The sequence below is a fragment of the Limnohabitans sp. 2KL-27 genome (genome assembly GCF_001269345.1).
In the GTDB taxonomy this organism is placed as follows: Bacteria; Pseudomonadota; Gammaproteobacteria; order Burkholderiales; family Burkholderiaceae_C; genus Limnohabitans_A.
The window spans coordinates 789229-805468 of record NZ_CXOP01000002.1 but is presented as its reverse complement, the minus strand read 5'-3'; the positions used below and the strand labels follow the sequence as shown (position 1 = coordinate 805468).

At 59.2% G+C, this 16240-nt stretch carries 14 protein-coding genes; 6 read left to right on the top strand and 8 right to left on the bottom strand.

Annotation, left to right across the window (positions count from 1 at the left end; translation table 11 throughout):
- Position 1: 1 nt before the first annotated feature.
- On the bottom strand, positions 2-1246 hold the full coding sequence (locus tag LHAB_RS06655) for an amino acid ABC transporter substrate-binding protein (RefSeq protein ID WP_228763368.1): 1245 nt from the start codon (positions 1244-1246) through the stop codon (positions 2-4).
- 126 nt (positions 1247-1372) lie between these two features.
- Between LHAB_RS06655 and LHAB_RS06650 the strand changes: the two genes are divergently transcribed.
- Both LHAB_RS06650 and LHAB_RS06645 read left to right on the top strand, forming a co-directional pair.
- Positions 1373-2275 carry a LysR family transcriptional regulator gene (locus LHAB_RS06650; RefSeq protein WP_090044873.1) on the top strand — a complete coding sequence of 301 codons (903 nt, stop codon included), beginning with the start codon at positions 1373-1375 and terminating at the stop codon, positions 2273-2275.
- Between the two features lie 126 nt (positions 2276-2401).
- On the top strand, positions 2402-3856 hold the full coding sequence (locus LHAB_RS06645) for an aldehyde dehydrogenase family protein (protein ID WP_090044871.1): 1455 nt from the start codon (positions 2402-2404) through the stop codon (positions 3854-3856).
- Positions 3857-3950: 94 nt separating this feature from the next.
- Here the strand turns inward: LHAB_RS06645 and glmS are convergent, their stop codons facing one another.
- Positions 3951-5813 (bottom strand): glutamine--fructose-6-phosphate transaminase (isomerizing), encoded by a 1863-nt coding sequence (gene glmS, locus LHAB_RS06640; RefSeq protein ID WP_090044868.1) that lies wholly within the window; start codon positions 5811-5813, stop codon positions 3951-3953.
- A gap of 138 nt (positions 5814-5951) precedes the next feature.
- Between glmS and LHAB_RS06635 the strand changes: the two genes are divergently transcribed.
- Positions 5952-6437 (top strand): Lrp/AsnC family transcriptional regulator, encoded by a 486-nt coding sequence (locus LHAB_RS06635; protein ID WP_090047739.1) that lies wholly within the window; start codon positions 5952-5954, stop codon positions 6435-6437.
- 30 nt (positions 6438-6467) lie between these two features.
- Here the strand turns inward: LHAB_RS06635 and glmU are convergent, their stop codons facing one another.
- Positions 6468-7877, bottom strand: coding sequence for a bifunctional UDP-N-acetylglucosamine diphosphorylase/glucosamine-1-phosphate N-acetyltransferase GlmU (glmU, locus tag LHAB_RS06630; protein ID WP_194943115.1), 1410 nt, complete (start codon positions 7875-7877; stop codon positions 6468-6470).
- A gap of 128 nt (positions 7878-8005) precedes the next feature.
- Here glmU and LHAB_RS06625 point away from each other — a divergent pair, with 128 nt between their 5' ends.
- Positions 8006-8605 carry a proprotein convertase P-domain-containing protein gene (locus tag LHAB_RS06625; protein WP_090044867.1) on the top strand — a complete coding sequence of 200 codons (600 nt, stop codon included), beginning with the start codon at positions 8006-8008 and terminating at the stop codon, positions 8603-8605.
- Positions 8602-9453, top strand: a complete 852-nt coding sequence (locus tag LHAB_RS06620) for a DUF6279 family lipoprotein (protein ID WP_090044865.1) — start codon at positions 8602-8604, stop codon at positions 9451-9453. The genes LHAB_RS06625 and LHAB_RS06620 overlap by 4 nt, the downstream gene beginning before the upstream one ends.
- 78 nt (positions 9454-9531) lie before the next feature.
- Here the strand turns inward: LHAB_RS06620 and LHAB_RS06615 are convergent, their stop codons facing one another.
- From LHAB_RS06615 to LHAB_RS06605, 3 genes are all read right to left on the bottom strand, one after another.
- Positions 9532-10533, bottom strand: coding sequence for an MBL fold metallo-hydrolase (locus LHAB_RS06615; protein ID WP_090044863.1), 1002 nt, complete (start codon positions 10531-10533; stop codon positions 9532-9534).
- Between the two features lie 78 nt (positions 10534-10611).
- Complete coding sequence (locus LHAB_RS06610; RefSeq protein ID WP_090044861.1) at positions 10612-11241, bottom strand: TetR/AcrR family transcriptional regulator; 630 nt, start codon at positions 11239-11241, stop codon at positions 10612-10614.
- 18 nt (positions 11242-11259) lie between these two features.
- On the bottom strand, positions 11260-11844 hold the full coding sequence (locus LHAB_RS06605) for a 5-formyltetrahydrofolate cyclo-ligase (protein ID WP_090044859.1): 585 nt from the start codon (positions 11842-11844) through the stop codon (positions 11260-11262).
- Between the two features lie 9 nt (positions 11845-11853).
- Between LHAB_RS06605 and LHAB_RS06600 the strand changes: the two genes are divergently transcribed.
- A complete protein-coding gene (locus tag LHAB_RS06600) occupies positions 11854-13842 on the top strand; it encodes a lytic transglycosylase domain-containing protein (RefSeq protein ID WP_090044857.1) in 1989 nt (662 codons plus the stop codon).
- Positions 13843-13848: 6 nt separating this feature from the next.
- On the opposite strand, the gene LHAB_RS06595 is transcribed toward LHAB_RS06600, so the two are convergent.
- Together LHAB_RS06595 and LHAB_RS06590 are read right to left on the bottom strand one after the other, a co-directional pair.
- Positions 13849-14145 carry a polyhydroxyalkanoic acid system family protein gene (locus LHAB_RS06595; RefSeq protein WP_090044855.1) on the bottom strand — a complete coding sequence of 99 codons (297 nt, stop codon included), beginning with the start codon at positions 14143-14145 and terminating at the stop codon, positions 13849-13851.
- On the bottom strand, positions 14138-16240 hold the full coding sequence (locus tag LHAB_RS06590) for a molybdopterin-containing oxidoreductase family protein (RefSeq protein ID WP_090044853.1): 2103 nt from the start codon (positions 16238-16240) through the stop codon (positions 14138-14140). The genes LHAB_RS06595 and LHAB_RS06590 overlap by 8 nt, the downstream gene beginning before the upstream one ends.

The following is a 16240-nucleotide window of genomic DNA, read 5'->3' as shown; positions in this document are numbered from 1 at the left end:
CTTACTTGACACCAATTTTCAAATCACCCTGCTTGATTCCTGCGGGGTGAACAACGATCGGCTTAGCATTCTGAATTTGGAAAACTGGTGGCTCCAATGAAGTGATTTGGCCATTGGGTCCAAATTTCACTTGGCCCCAGAATGTTGTGACATCCATCTTGGCCAGCTCATCTCGTACCTTTTGACGATTGATCGTGCCCGATTTCTCGATGGCAATCTGAAAGAGTGCACCCGATACAGAAGCTGATGCGTTCGCGTAATCAGGATCAGCTTTGTATGTGTCTTTGAAAAGTTTCACATAGCTCTCGGTTGTGCCGAAAATATCGATGCCTTTATAGCGAACGGCTGGATGCCACCAAGCGGCACTGGTGATGTTTTCAGCTCCCTTGCCAGCGGCGTCAATGAACTCTTGATAGGCCGGTGCAGCAATCATCGTGACCACAGGGGCCTCAATGCGCTGATCTGTCATCTGCTTTCGCATAAGTACAAGGTCGTTCGTGTAACCCGTGGCAAAGATCCACTGTGGATTTGCCGCCTTGATTTGCGCTAATGCTGAAGAGTGATCGAGGGTGTTGATGGCGAACTTTTCAAAATACACCACCTCCAAGCCACGTTCTTTGGCAGACTTTTCCATTTCTTGGGCGATGGCCAAGGGGAAAAGATCGTTACGCGCCAAGATTGCGACTTTTTTCACATCCGGAAGACGCTGCCGAATAATTGTTGTGAGTGGATTTGTAAGGGTTTCATTGGGAGTGAAGGTGCCAAACAAGAACTTATAGCCTTGGTCGTAGACCTGTGAGGAAGAAGCAGTGGCCGCAATCATGGGCACACCATAACGCTCTGCCACTGTGCTGGCCGCTTTGGCCGCTCCAGATCCAAACGGTGCGAAGACAAATTGGACATTGTCTTGGGTGATCAAGCGCTCGGTCGCCTGAACGGCGCGCGGGGTGTTGGATTGATAGTCGATGTAAACGATCTCGACTTTCATCTTCTTGCCTGCGACGTTGATACCTCCGGCAAGATTGACTTGGTTCGCCCACAGGTCATAGCCTTGCTTTTGTTTCAATGCCTCGGGTGCCAAAGGTCCGGTGATCGGAAGCGGTGCACCGAATTTAATCACCTCCTGAGCATGGGCAGCCTGGAGACCAAAAACTGAAGCTGCAGCAATTGCAGCCATCCAGAGCGGTACCGCTCTTCGCCCGCGGTTCACCGTGGCGCGTAGTAAATCCATCGTCAAGTTTTTCATGCCATTCTCCTATTGTGTCGTTCAAGAAACCAGGGACTGCAAAATCAGTTTAACCAGACCTTCCGAAGCCGGGAATCCTATATAGTTCAGGCGTGTGTTCTCATTTCGCGAACAGGGCCGCTACAGATGCTCCAGCCTCATGTCCTCAAATATTTCGCTGATGTTGCCCGCAATGGCTCGTTGCGTGTGGCTGCTGACCTGCAAGACATCGCACCCAGCGCTCTGAGCCGTCAGATTTCTCAACTTGAGAAATTTCTAGATGCAAAGTTGTTCGTTCGCACAGCCAAAGGCATGCAACTCACTGAAGTTGGCCGCGAGCTTTTCTTGTTCGTTGAGGAAAGCAACCGGGGAGTTGAAGCACTTTTACATCGTATTGAAGACATTGATGAGCTCAGACACGGGGCTGTAAGAATTGCCACTATTGAAGGTGCAACCACCAGTTTTTTGCCTGATGTTCTTGCCCGTTTTTCAGCTTCTTTCCCCGGCATCAAGTTTGAAGTCGTTGTTTGTGGCTCAAACGATGTCGCTCATCGTGTGGGTCGAGGTGAGTCTGAAATTGGCTTGGCATTCAACTGCCCCTCCAGGGAGGATGTGATTCTTCGGGCGCGAATTGCCCAACCCCTGAACTTGGTGGCTCGTCCCGGCCATCCCGTTTTTCAAGACGGCGAAACCAGCTTTTCTCAACTCAAAAATTTTCAATTCGCATTACCGAATCGTCGATTTGGCATTCGTCGGCTCATCGACCAGACCATGCATGCGACTCAGTCAGAGCTCACCATCGCCTTCGAATCTGATTCGCTGCAGCTCATCAAACAGCTCGTCTCTCAAACGGATATGCTGACATGTTTGCCTCGAATTGTTTTCGAACGGGAGGTCTCAAATCAAACCTTGGCAGCCATCCCTATAAAAGACGCCATCTGCTCCGCAGCAAGTATTGACATCATCACTCAGCAGTCCCGCACCCCTTCTGGCGCGGCACGTAAATTTTTAGCCATGCTGCTTGATACGGCCAAATCGACTTACAGCTAAATCATGCCTTGCATCAAGACTGTTCTAGTTTGAGCAACATATGGTTGCGGAGGACTGACTTCTCTGTCTGGTGGTTTAAGAATCTAATTGCAAGCACTGTTCGCCTTGTTCTTTTGGAGTGCTTCCATGAAAACCGTCAAGATTTTTTCCCCCTACAACCAAGCCATCGTTGGCGAGATGCCTGAGTCAGAAAGTCAGGATATTGAATCAGCAATTCAGCGCTCTCAGGCCGCTTTTCAAGTCATGCGAAAGTTGCCGCGATTTGTTCGGGCAGACATCCTGATGCGCGCATCAGAGGGACTCAAAGCTCGTCGGGAGGAATTTGCCAAATTGATTGCTCAAGAGGCGGGCAAGCCTCTTTACGACGCACGCGGCGAGGTGTCCAGAGCCATCTTTAACCTCAGCAATTCCGCCGCTGAGGCCCGGCGGTTCAGTGGAGAGGAAGTTCCACTCGATATGGATGCGGGTGTTTTCGAATACCAGTCAACTGACGCCAGCGGCAAACCAATCGCGCTGCAAGATCTCAATCTCGACAAGCTTTCTGGCATGCGCCGGCGTATTGGCATCGCACGACGTTTCCCTATTGGTCCGATTTTGGCGATTGCACCTTTCAATTTCCCTTTGAATTTGGTGTTGCACAAAGTTGCGCCAGCGTTGGCCGTTGGAAATAGCGTGGTTTTGAAGCCAGCACCTCAAACCCCTTTGACATCCGTTCTACTCCAAGAGCTGCTTCGTGATGCAGGACTCCCCGATGGTGCACTTGAAGTTTGTCATTGCTCGGTACCCTTGGCTGAATCCATGGTGAAAGATGAACGCTTCGCCATGGTGAGTTTTACAGGAAGTGCGAAGGTGGGATGGCACATCAAATCTATCGCCGGCCGAAAGAAGGTGGCTCTAGAGCTGGGTGGCAATGGGGCCGTGATCGTGGCAGAGGATGCCGATATAGACCAGGCTGTAGCGCGTTGCGTTCGGGGCGGCGTGGTTTATGGGGGACAGTACTGTATTGGCGTACAACGGATTTTGGTGCAGCGATCGGTTTACGATAACTTTCTGAAAAAACTGATTGAAAAAATCGAACAATGCAAGGTCGGAGACCCTCTTGAGGAAGGTATCGATATCGGGCCCGTGATCGACGAGGGCTCAGCCATTCGCATTCAAGGCTGGGTTGAAGAGGCGGTGGCTCAAGGCGCAAAAATTGAGACAGGTGGTCGCCGTGATCGTGCTGTTGTCCAGCCCACCGTGCTCAGCAATACTCAGCCGCATATGAAGGTGGAAGCTGAAGAAATCTTTGGCCCTGTGATGACCGTCAGCGTTTACGATGAATTCGAAGAAGCCATTGCCCGGTGCAACAATTCCAAATACGGTTTACAAGGTGGGTTCTTCACACAAAACCTGAAAAATGCATTCCGTGCAATTGAAGATTGGGAGGTTGGCGGACTGATGATCAACGATGTACCCATCTACCGAATCGACAATATGCCTTTTGGTGGGTGGAAGGAATCCGGTCTTGGCCGTGAGGGCACGCGCTATGCCATGGAAGACATGACAGATATTCGGCATCTTGTCATCAATTACGCCTAACCCATCTACGGGAGCCGACTCAAGACAAGGCTGTTGGCATTCTTCATCCTATTTTTTGCACATCCATCCAGCCGCCTTTGGTCAATTTAACTCTCTACTCCACCGTCACCGACTTCGCCAAATTGCGTGGCTTGTCCACATCCGTTCCCCGCGCGCACGCCGTGTGGTAACTCAGCAGCTGCAGCGGCACCACATGCAAGATGGGTGACAACACGCCGTAGTGCTCGGGCATGCGGATCACGTTCACCCCTTCGCTGCTCTCGATCTTGGTGCCGCCATCGGCCAGCACATACAGCACACCGCCACGGGCACGCACTTCCTGCATATTGCTTTTGAGCTTTTCCAGCAGCTGGTCGTTGGGGGCCACGGTCACCACGGGCATGGCGCTGGTGACCAGCGCCAGTGGGCCATGCTTGAGCTCACCGGCCGCATAGGCTTCCGCATGGATGTAGGTGATCTCCTTGAGCTTGAGCGCACCTTCGAGTGCGATGGGGTAGTGCGTGCCCCGGCCTAGGAACAAGGCATTTTCTTTGCTGGCAAATTCTTGAGACCAAGCGATGATTTGCGGCTCCAGCGCCAGCACGGCTTGCAGCGCAGCAGGCAGGTGGCGCATGGCTTTGATGTGCCCGGCCTCTTCTTCGTCGCTCAAGCGGCCCTTGGTCTGCGCCAGCGCCAGCGTCAGCAAAAACAAACCTGCCAGCTGGGTGGTGAAGGCTTTGGTCGAGGCCACGCCAATCTCGGCCCCGGCGCGGGTCACGTAAGCATGTTTGCACTCGCGCACCATGGCGCTGGTGGACACGTTGCAAATCGTGAGGGTGTGCGCCATACCCTGGCTTTGCGCGTGTCGCAAGGCGGCCAAAGTGTCGGCGGTCTCGCCGCTTTGGGTGATGGTCACGATCAGCGTGTGGGGGTTGGGCACCGATTCGCGGTAACGGTATTCACTGGCGATCTCCACCTGACAAGGCACTTTGGCGATCGCCTCGATCCAGTACTTGGCGACGCAGCCGCTGTAGTAGCTGGTGCCGCAAGCCAGGATCAGCACGTTGTCAATCGCCTTGAAGGTGCTGTACGCACCATCGCCAAACAGCTCGGGCGTGATGCCTTCCACGCCTTCGAGGGTGTCGGCAATGGCGCGTGGCTGCTCGAAAATTTCTTTTTGCATGTAGTGGCGATAGGGCCCGAGTTCGGCCGCGCCGCTGTGCGCGTGCACGGTTTTCACGGCGCGGGTCACGGCCTTGTGCTCACGGTCCACCACCCAGTATTTGCCCAGCTGGATGTCCACCACGTCGCCTTCTTCCAAATAGACGATTTGATCGGTCACGCCGGCGAGGGCCATCGCGTCACTGGCCAAAAAGGTTTCACCCTGCCCTTCGCCCAAGATGAGGGGCGAGCCCGCACGCGCACCGATCACCCGCTGCGGCTCGTCTTTGTGGAACACGGCAATGGCATAAGCGCCGTGCAACTGGCGAATGGCGGTCTTGACGGCTTCAAAAATATCGCCGTCGTACACGCTGTCCACCAGGTGGGCAATGACTTCGGTGTCGGTCTGGCTCAAAAACACATAGCCTTTGGCTTGCAGAGCGGCGCGCAGTTCTTCGTGGTTTTCGATGATGCCGTTGTGCACCAGCGCCACTTTGCCGGGCTTGGTGTCTGCTGCGCCCGTGCCATGGCTGAAATGCGGGTGCGCATTGTGCACGGCAGGTGCACCGTGCGTGGCCCAACGGGTATGGGCGATGCCGGTGCCGCCTTCCATGTGGTCGGCCAACACCTGGTCCATCAACTCCGCCACGCGCGAGGTACTGCGAGCGCGCTGCAGCCCTTTCGTGCCCCCATTCAGGCTGGCCGCATGCACCGCCACACCACAGGAGTCATACCCCCGGTATTCGAGCCGTTGCAGGCCCTGAACCAAGATGGGAACGATGTTGCGAAAAGAAACTGCGCCGACGATGCCACACATCCTGGGGCTCCTTAAAAGGGGGAATGGCAACGATGGTAGGCACCCCAAACAAAAATATCAGATCATTTTTGAATTGATTTTGATTTTTTATTTCATAAACAATTATTTATGGAATTTTATTTCATTAAAATTCATTTTATGGAATCAATTGAACTCGACGCCATCGACCTGCAACTGCTCGACAGCCTGCAGCGCGACGCCAGCCTGAGCAATGTGGCACTGGCAGAAAAGGTCCATGTCTCACCCCCCACTTGCCTGCGCCGCGTCAAACGCCTGGTCGAGGGCGGTTGGGTCGAGCGGCAAGTGGCCGTGCTCAGCAACGACCGGCTTGCCACCACGCTGGGCCACGGCCTGACAGCCTTGGTGGAAGTGTCTTTGGACAAGCAGGGCAGCGAACACCTGGAGGCCTTTGAAGCCAGCGCCGTGGCGCACGATGCGGTCCAGCAGTGCTGGCGGGTCTCACCCGGGCCGGACTTCATGTTGGTGGTGCAGGCGCGTGACATGCCGCACTACCTGGCCATCAGCCAAGCGCTGTTTACACAAGATGGCAATGTGCGCAATGTGAAGGCTTTTTTCGCGACCAAACGGGCCAAGTTCACGACGACCTGGCCGGTCCTCGGATAAGCCCACAGACACCTGACCCGATGCGCCGGTTCAGGCTTTGGGCTTTTTGGCCGGGCGCGCCCAGTTGGCGATGCTGATTTGCTTGCCACGCGCCACGCTCAAGCTGCCCGGCTCGGTGCTCTTGGTGATGGTGGAGCCGCCGCCCACGGTGCCGCCTGCGCCAATCGTGACCGGGGCCACCAGCACGCAGTTGCTACCGATGTGCACATCGGCCTCGATCACGGTGCGGTGTTTGTTGGCGCCGTCGTAGTTGGCGGTGATGCTGCCCGCGCCGTAGTTCACACGCTCGCCCACCGTCGCGTCACCCAGGTAAGCCAGGTGGTTGGCTTTGGCGCCCTGGGCCAAGGTGGAATTTTTCACCTCGACAAAGTTGCCGATGTGCACCTCGGGCCCCAGTTGCGCGCCAGGGCGCAGGCGGGCAAACGGGCCGATCAAGGCGCCCTCGCCCACGCTCACGCCGAGTTGTTCGCCGTCAATGTGGGTGAAGGGGTGGATCACCGCACCCGACGCAATGGTGCAGTTGGCGATCACGCAGTTCGCACCGATTTTCACGCCCTCACCCAAGGACACGCGGCCTTCAAACACGCAGTTCACGTCAATCTCGACGTCTTGCGCGCAGTCGAGCTGGCCGCGCAGGTCAAAGCGGGCGGGGTCTTTCAGGCGCACGCCTTGCGCCATGAATCGGTGCGCTTGGCGCAGTTGGTGGGCGCGCTCGAGCTCGGCCAGTTGCACCGGGCTGTTGATGCCGGCCACTTGCAATGGATCGGCAATTTTGTGCGCCACCACCGGCACCCCATCGGCCACGGCGAACTTGACCACATCGGTCAGGTAGTACTCGCCTTGGGCGTTCTGGTTGTCCAGCCGGGCCAGCCAGGCTTTGAGCAGCTTGGCGGGCACCGCCATGATGCCGCTGTAGACCTCCTGGATCAGGTGCTGGGCTTCGGCCGCGTCCTTGTGCTCTACGATGGCCTTGACGGCATCGCCATCGCGCAAGATGCGGCCATAGCCCGTGGGGTCGGCCAAGTCGATGGTCAGCAGTGCCAACTTGTCACCGCCGCATTGGGCCATCAAGGCTTGCAGGGTTTCGGCCTGCGTCAACGGCACATCGCCCGACAAAACCACCACCACACCGTCGTCGGCCAAGGCGGGCACCGCCTGCTGAACGGCGTGCCCCGTGCCCAATTGCGGTTCTTGCCGCACACACTGCACGGCCAGTGCTTGGCCAGGGGCCAGCAGCAGCGGCTCCACCTGCTCGGCCCCGTGGCCGGTGATGACCACCGCGGAGCGGGCGTTGAGTTGGGCGGCCGTGTTCAGCACATGCTGCACCAGCGGCACGCCGGCCAGACGCTGCAAGACCTTGGGCAAACGGCTTTTCATGCGCGTGCCTTTGCCGGCAGCCATCACGACGACGTCAACAGGGAACGGGGCGGTCAAACTCATGGGGGTCTTTCAAAAGCGGCCCTCTGACAGGACGCGGCAAACAAGGCTGAATTATCGCCAGACTCCAGTCCCACAAGGCGCGTCGGCCTTGAGGCGTTTAGAAAGAAGGATTTGGCAAAAGGTAGAAAATGCTCGATATTGCCAATTTGAGGTCTCATCCAGTCCCCGGGCTGTCAATGGAGATCTCTACACTTGCGGAACATTGCATGCCATTTTTTTTGCGAACAAACACTTTGCTCGCCCTGACCTTTTTAATGGCCAGCTGCGGCGGAGGAGGCGGCGATGGCGCCCCGACCCCATCCAGCAGCGTGGTTTGCGACTCCAGCACCTTGTGGGCAGCCTACCCTGCCACATCCGGCAGCGCCATTCCGGACAACAACAGCACAGGCCTATCGGTCAATTGGGACAACCAAAACTGTGCATTGCAAACCGTCTCGTCCGCCACGCTAGAGATCTGTCTCGACCATCCACGCCCGGCGGACCTGACTTGGACCATTACTCCGCCAGCATCCAGTATTGCCTTGGCTCTGACGCCTCCTGCCAACTGGAATAGCACCAGCTCATCCTGCGATTCGGGCCAAGGAAAATTTCAGCCCATTGATCTTTTATCAACGGTTTCGTCTACGGTCTCTACCCAGGGCAATTGGACGCTCAGCGTCAAGGACCAAGCCTTGGGCGACTCCGGTACATTGATTCAGTGGCGCGTGGTGATTCGCGGCAACACATGATGCGCGCCTGGTTTCTGCCTCTTGCACTGTTGGTCCTGCAAGGCTGCAGCACCATCAAGCTGGGCTATCAACAGCTGCCCACCTTGTCTTACTGGTGGTTGGACAGTACCGTGTCGTTCAGTGGCGCGCAGTCGCCGGGGGCCAAACAAGCGATTGACAACTTGCACCAATGGCACCGCCGCGAGGAGTTGCCCGCTTATGCCGAGCTGTTGCAGCGCGCAAGTCAATTGTCTGCTGGGCCTGTGCAGGCCGAACAGGTGTGCCGCATCTGGACCGATGTGCAAGCCAGGATGGACACTTCGATGCGCGAAGCGGTGGCTCAAGCCGCACCTGTGGCCATGGCCTTGGGCCCTCGGCAGCTGAGCCACATGGCCCGGCACTGGGAAAGTCAGAATGAGGCATGGGAAAAAGAATGGTTGCAGGGCAGCGACAGCGAACGGCTGCAAAGAAGGCTGGACAAGACGCTGGAGCGCTACCGCTCCTTTTATGGCGAATTGAGCGCTGTGCAAGTCAGCCAGATCAAGGCGCAGCTGGCACAGTCACCCTGGACTGCGGAGTGGGGCCGTCAGGACCGCCAGCGCCGCCAACAGGATTTGTTGTCGGCTTTGCAGCGCATCAGCCAAACCAGCGTGACGCCCGCGCAAGCGGAAGCGCTGCTGTGGGGCGTCTGGCAGCGCTGGCTGCAGCCGCCTGAAGCCGCGCAGCGCGCCGTGATGCAAAGCCTGTCGCAACGCACTTGCGAGAACCTGGCCCAGCTGCACAACACCACCACCCCGGAGCAGCGCCAACAAGTGACACGCCGATTGCGCGCCTACGAAAGGGACATCAGGGATTTGATCAAGCCCTGATCCGACTCAAACCAGCCCCCAAAAAGCAAAACCCCGCCGGATCAAGGGCGGGGTGGGTGCCTCTGACCGAAGCGGGCTTCAGCTTTGCAGCGCTTTCCACATCTCCATGTCGCGCTCGGCCGTCCAGATGCGGGGGTTCTTGATGCCGCTGGCTTCGTCGTAAGCACGGGTCACGTCAAAGGGCAGACAGTGCTCATAGATGAACACATGGCCAAACACCGGGTCCATGCTTTGGCGGGTGTGGGCCATGGCGGCTTTCAGGTCCATCTTGGCGGCCACGGCTTCTTTGCCCGCTTGGAACAAAGTGGTGACCCAGCGCTGGGTGTAGTCCAAGGCCTTGTTGACGTTGGCGTTGCCCTTCATGGCTTCGCCGCGGCCGGGCACGATGAATTCGGCTTTGAGGGCACGCAAGGCTTCCAGGGTGGCGGGCCACTCTTCAAGTTGTGCGTCGCCCGTGTACACACCGGCTTCGTACTCGACCAGGTCACCTGAGAACAGCACTTTTTCTTCTTCCACCCAAGCAATGGTGTCGCCACGCGTGTGGCCCGGGCCCGGGTGCCAGATTTGCACCACCACGCCGCCGAGGTTGATGCTGAGCTTGCCGGGCACTTCGCTCTTTGTCGGGTCGCCACCGCCCACCACCATGGTGGGCCAGGTCAGTCCGGGCACGCTGTCGGCGCCACGGAACAGGCGGGGAAAGCGCTCCATCTCGCTCTTCATGTCTTGTGCGCCACGCTCCTTGATCAGGTCCAACGTGCCCTCGCTGGCGATGATCTCGGTCGCGCCTTCGGCGGCGTAGGCGTAAGCGCCCAGCACACGCACCGCGTGGTAATGGGTCAGCAGCACGTATTTGATGGGCAGGTCGCTGACGGTGCGGATCTTCTTGATCAGGTCTTGCGCCATGGCCGGGGTGGCCGTGGCATCGCTGACCATGATGAAACGGTCACCGATGATCACACCCGAATTGGGGTCGCCTTCGGCGGTGTAGGCCCAGCAATGGGGGCTGAGTTGCTCGAAAGTGATTTTCTTTTCGCTCAGATCGGCCTGGCTGGCAAAGGCTTTGGTGGGGGCTTGGGACATGCGAAGGGCTCCAGTCAATGAATGGGATGGATTTTACCTAAACGAAATGCGTTACGCATTGGTAAATCCCAGAAGGCATCAGCCGAGGCCTTTTTCAAGCATGGCGATGACCTCTTCGGCAAATGCGGCGTAGCTGATCGGTCCACCCGGGCGCAGCCAAGTGAAGGTCCAGTTGATCATGCCCAGCAGCATCATGGTCAGCGCAGTCTGGTTGGTGGGGGTGAGCCGATCGGGGTAGGCGCGTTTCATGAAACGGGTCATGGCGGCCACGATGTCACGCTGTCGGTTCAGGATCAATTCTCGGGGCGAAACCGTGCCAGAGGGCAAGGCCGCCTCGGGGGCATCGCTCAAAAACTGGGTGTCATTGAGCAAGGCCGCGTGCCGGGTGGCCGAGGTTTCGTACTCCCGCAAAAACGCCCGCACCAGCTCGTGCAGCGTGGCGCGCTCGTCCAGGTTCTTGCGCTGGGCCGTGGCCTCGGTCTGCGCAATCAGCGCCAGCAAGCGCTGCGTGTGGCGGTCCAGCAGGTCAAACAGGATCGCTTCTTTGCTCTCGTAATAGTGGTAAAGCCGGGCCTTGGAGGTGCCGCACGCAGTGGCGATCTCGTTCATGCTGGCCGCAGGGTAACTGCGCTCGGCAAAGCATTGCGCGGCGATGTCGAGGATCGCGTCACGCTTGATGTCGTGGGTAGCTGATTTGGGGCGGGCCATAGGTCTACTGCTGCTCGCTCAAACCGGCCAGACCACGCCGTTGTCGTTCAGGATGGCGTCCAGTGGCTGGTCGTGGTCTTCGGGTTCGAGGTCATCGACAAAGCCGTGGGTGAAACCCAAACCGACCGTGAAAGGCTTGGGCTGCAAGGTGGCCAGTGTGCGGTCGTAAAAGCCGCCGCCATATCCCAGGCGGTAACCGCCCGTGCCGTAGCCCACGCAGGGCACAAACAGCAAGGTGGGCACGATGACTTCGGTGTCTTTGGGTTTGGGGATGCCGTAGGCGTCTTCTTCCATGGCGCAGCCGGGGTACCAGGTGTGGAATGTCAGGGTTTTGTGCAGCTTGTTGACCACAGGCAGGCCGATGCGGCGGCGCTGCGGCTCGCCGTTCAACTCACCGTCTTCCTTCCAGCGGTGCAGGACGGGCAAGGGGTCAAACTCGCCCTTGATGGGCCAATAGGCACCGATCACGGTGTCCGGGCGGTCAAACAGCCAAATGCGCATGACGCGCTGCAAGGCTTCGGCCCGCGCCAGGCGATCGGGCAGGTTCAACCTTTCTTCAATCAAGGCTTTTCTCAAGGCGCGTTTTGCTTCGGCTTTGTCCATAATCGACCCATGAAATTGACTCAGATTCTGACACTGGTTTGCGCATGGGCAGCAGCAGGCCTTTGGAGCCCCCACGCACAGGCCCAAGCCCAACCCGCCAACAAGGGCGATGCGCTGATCCTGGAGATGCACCAAGCCTTCAGAAAAAGTGACAAAAACCGTTTGTCTGCGCTGCTGCCGCAAGTCCGGGGCCATGTGCTGGAGCCTTTGGCCGCTTATTGGGACATGCGCGTGCGCCTGGACACCGCGCCCGAGTCTGAAATTCGCGGTTTCCTGCAGACCTACGCAGGCAGCTACTACGAGGACCGCCTGCGCAACGACTGGTTGCTGCAGCTGGGCAAACGCCGCAACTGGGCCACCTTCACCGCAGAATACCCGCGCTACCGCATGCGCGATGACCGCGAATTGCGCTGCTACGCGCTGGCCACTGAAGCGATGAACAGCAAAGCCGACGTGGCCGAGGAAGCCAAGCGCCTGTGGTACAGCCTGCGTGAAGCCGATGACGGCTGCACCTACGTGGCCGACCACCTGCATTCAGGCAAACAGATCAACGGTCTGGATCTGTGGCGCAAAGCCCGGATCGCCATGGATGCGAACCGTCCAAAGGCTGCACAGGCGGCGGTCGACATCGAAGCGCCCCGACTGTCCGAACAGGTGGCCCTGATCCACGCGGACCCCGCCAAATACCTGGACAAACGCATCCTGGCCATCACCAAGAGCCGCAAAGAGTTGGCGGTGCTGGCCCTGATCCGTCTGGCCGCCAAAGACCCGGACGAAGCGGCCGATTGGCTCAACCGGCGCTGGGCCATCCAGCTGAGCCAAGAAGAGCGCAACTGGACATGGGGCGTGATTGGCAAACAAGCCGCCTGGAAACTGCAAGACAACGCCGCCAGCCACTTTGCCAAAGTGCAAAAAGACAGTGACCTGAGCGACGACCTGCTGAGCTGGAAGGTGCGGGCAGCATTGCGTCAAGGGCAGTGGCGCCAAGTGTTGACAGCCACCCAGGCCATGAGTCCGGAATCACAAAAAGACCCCGCCTGGGTGTATTGGCGAGCCCGCGCCCTGATGGCGACGGCTCAGGACGCGGCCCCGCGGCAAGAGGCGCAAGGTCTGCTGCGCAGCATCGCCAGCGTGAAGGGTTTTTACGAGCAACTGGCGCTGGAAGACCTGGGGCAGCCCATCACCGTGCCAGAACGCCCCACGGCGCTGACGCCCCAAGAAAAAGCCGCAGCCCTGATCAACCCCGGTCTGCAGCGCGCCTTGTACGCCATCCAGATCGGTCTGCGCCCGGAAGGCAACCGCGAATGGAACTACAGCACCAATTTGCACACCCCAGGCGGCATGAACGACCGCGAGCTGCTCGCTGCCGCCGAGCTGGCTTGCCAGCGCCAGGTGTGGGACCGTTGCATCAACACCAGCGAGCGAACCAAAGACGCCATCGACTTTGACCAGCGCTTTCCCATGCCCCTGCGAGAGATCGTGGTGCGCCGCGCGGGCGAGATTCAACTCGACCCGGCTTATGTCTATGGCCTGATCCGCCAGGAAAGCCGTTTCATCATGGACGCCCGCTCGCATGTGGGCGCGTCCGGCCTGATGCAAGTCATGCCCGCCACCGCCAAATGGACCGCCAAGAAAATTGGCTTGAACAATTTCACGCTGGACCAAATCACCGACCGCGAAGTCAACGTGGCCATTGGCACCGGCTACCTGAAACTGGTACTGAACGATTTTGAGGGCTCCATGCCCATGGCCACGGCCGCTTACAACGCCGGCCCCAGCCGCCCGCGCAACTGGCGCAACGGCCCTGTGCTCGAAGCCGCCATCTGGGCCGAAAACATCCCGTTTCAGGAAACGCGCGATTACGTGAAAAAAGTGCTGTCCAACACCACCAACTACGCCGCCATCCTGACGCGTCAACCCCAGTCGCTCAAAGCGCGCCTGGGCCACGTGGGGCCTCGCAACGCCACCCTGGCCGAGGTGAACAAAGATTTGCCTTAAGCTGACTCAGGCCACGGGGCCCAACAACTCGTCCAGATTGGCCCGGATTTTTTCTTCGATCTTGCCGCTGTAAGCGCCCAGCAAAAAGCCCAGCTTCAAGTGCAGGTCAAAGCGGGTGCTGGTCACCGTCAACTGGCCGCTCACGCCGCTGCGCTCAAAGCGCATGCGGTCTTCGGTCTCGCCAGGCTCTGAAGCGCAGGTCATGCCCCACTCCTGCTGAGCCTGCTCTCGCCAGCGCTCGGCCACAGTGCGCGCCCCCGCCAAACCCAAGGCATGTTCACGTTCGATCTTCAATTCAGGCATGGTTGCTTTCTGGGGCGATGGGAGGCATGAGTTGGGTTGAAGGGTCGGTGTCGGGGGCCACTTCGACCAAGCAGTCGTAAAACACGGGTGCTCGGCCCAGATCGGTCAGGTTTTGGCTGGTCAGCTCGTTGACGTTGGTGCCATTCAGGCCGAGCTTGCGCCACCAGATGCCCAAGCCATGGACCACGCCAGAGCGCGCCCGCTGGTTCAGCCTGGCTTTGCAGTGGTAAGTGCCGCGATCGTTGAAAACACGCACCACAGCCCCATCAACAATGCCCCGCGCGGCGGCGTCTTCCGGGTGCATTTCCAACACCGGCTCTGCTTCGATGTCGCGCAGGCTTTGCACGTTGACAAAGGTCGAATTCAAGAAGTTGCGCGCAGGTGGCGAAATCATGGCCAGCGGGTAGCGGCCTCCGGGCGCGGCCAGCTCGTAGTTGGGCAAGTGGTCGGGCAGACCGTCCAGGCCCTGATCGGCCAGGCGTTGGCTGAAAAATTCACACCGGCCAGAAGGCGTGGGAAAGCCGCCCTGCGCGAATGGCGCCTCGGGCACCGGCAATGAGGCAAAGCCATGCGCCAGCAGCTGCTCAAAATCTTTTTCGTCACCGATGGCGCTGCGGCACAGGCTTTCGTCGCTCTCGGCAAAACAAGGGTCGTCAAAGCCCATGCGGGCAGCCAACGCCCGAAAAATATCGGTGTTGGTGCGTGCGTCGCCCACAGGGGCAATCGCCGGGCGGTTCAGCAACACATCGGTGTGGCCGTAGCTGGTGTGGATGTCCCAGTGCTCCAGCTGCGTGGTGGCGGGCAAGATGAAATCGGCGTAGTCGGCCGTGTCGGTCTGGAAATGCTCCAGCACCACGGTGAACAGGTCTTCGCGGACAAAGCCCTGCACCACTTTGCCCGACTCGGGGGCGATGGCCACCGGGTTGCTGTTGTAGACAATCAAGGCCTCAATTTTGGGGCCAAACACAGGCGAGGCCGGGCGCAGCAAATCGTCGCCAAGGGTGGTCATGTTGAGGGTGCGGGGCCGCCGCTCACCCAACAAGTCGGGCCGCTGCAAGGCCGCGCGCCGCACCGGAAAATGCCCCGAACTGCTCAGCAGCACCCCGCCCGCCCGGTGCCGCCAAGCCCCGGTGAGCGCAGGCAAACAGGCGATGGCCCGCACCGCATTGCCGCCGCCGCGCACACGCTGCATGCCGTAGTTCAGGCGAATGGCCGCAGGCTGGGTCGTGCCCCAGTCGCGGGCCAGCTGGCGAATTTGCGCCGCCGGCACACCGCACACCTCGGCCGCACGCTCGGGTGACCACTGCAAGGCGCGGGCTTTCAAGGCGTCCCAGCCCAGGGTGTAGCGGTCGATGTAATCCTGATCCAGCCAGCCGTTCACGATCAGCTCGTGCATGAGGGCCAGTGCCAGCGCAGCGTCGGTGCCGGGGCGCAGGGCGATGTGTTCGTGGCATTTTTCGGCGGTCTCGCTGCGGCGGGGGTCAATGCAGACCAGCTTGGCGCCGTGGCGCTTGGCCTCTTGCGCAATGCGCCAAAAGTGCAGATTGGAACCAATCGAGTTGCTGCCCCAAATGACAATGAGCTTGGATTCGGCAAAAAACTCGACCTTCATGCCCACCTTGTTGCCCAAGGTCTGGGTCAAGGCTTCGGCCCCGGCCGAGGCACAGATGGTGCGGTCAAGCAGCGATGCACCCAGTTGGTGGAAAAACCGCGCTGAGATCGATTCGCCCTGCACCAAGCCCATGGTGCCCGCATAGCTGTAAGACAGGATGGCCTGCGGGTCGCGTGCAGCGATGGTGCGCAGGCGAGCGGCAATCGCGTCCAGGGCTTCGTCCCAGCCCACAGGCTCAAACTGGCCCGAGCCCTTGGGCCCGACCCGGCGCAAGGGTTGCAGCAGACGTTCAGGGTGGTAGGTGCGCTCGGTGTAGCGCGAGACCTTGGTGCACAGCACGCCATCGGTGGGCGCGTGCGCCGGGTTGCCCTGCACTTTGGTGGCGTGGCCGTTTTCCACCGTGGTCAGCAGGGCGCAGGTGTCTGGACAGTCGTGCGGGCACGCGCCGCGCACGGTCTGAGGGGCCAAAAGGGAGTCTGTCAT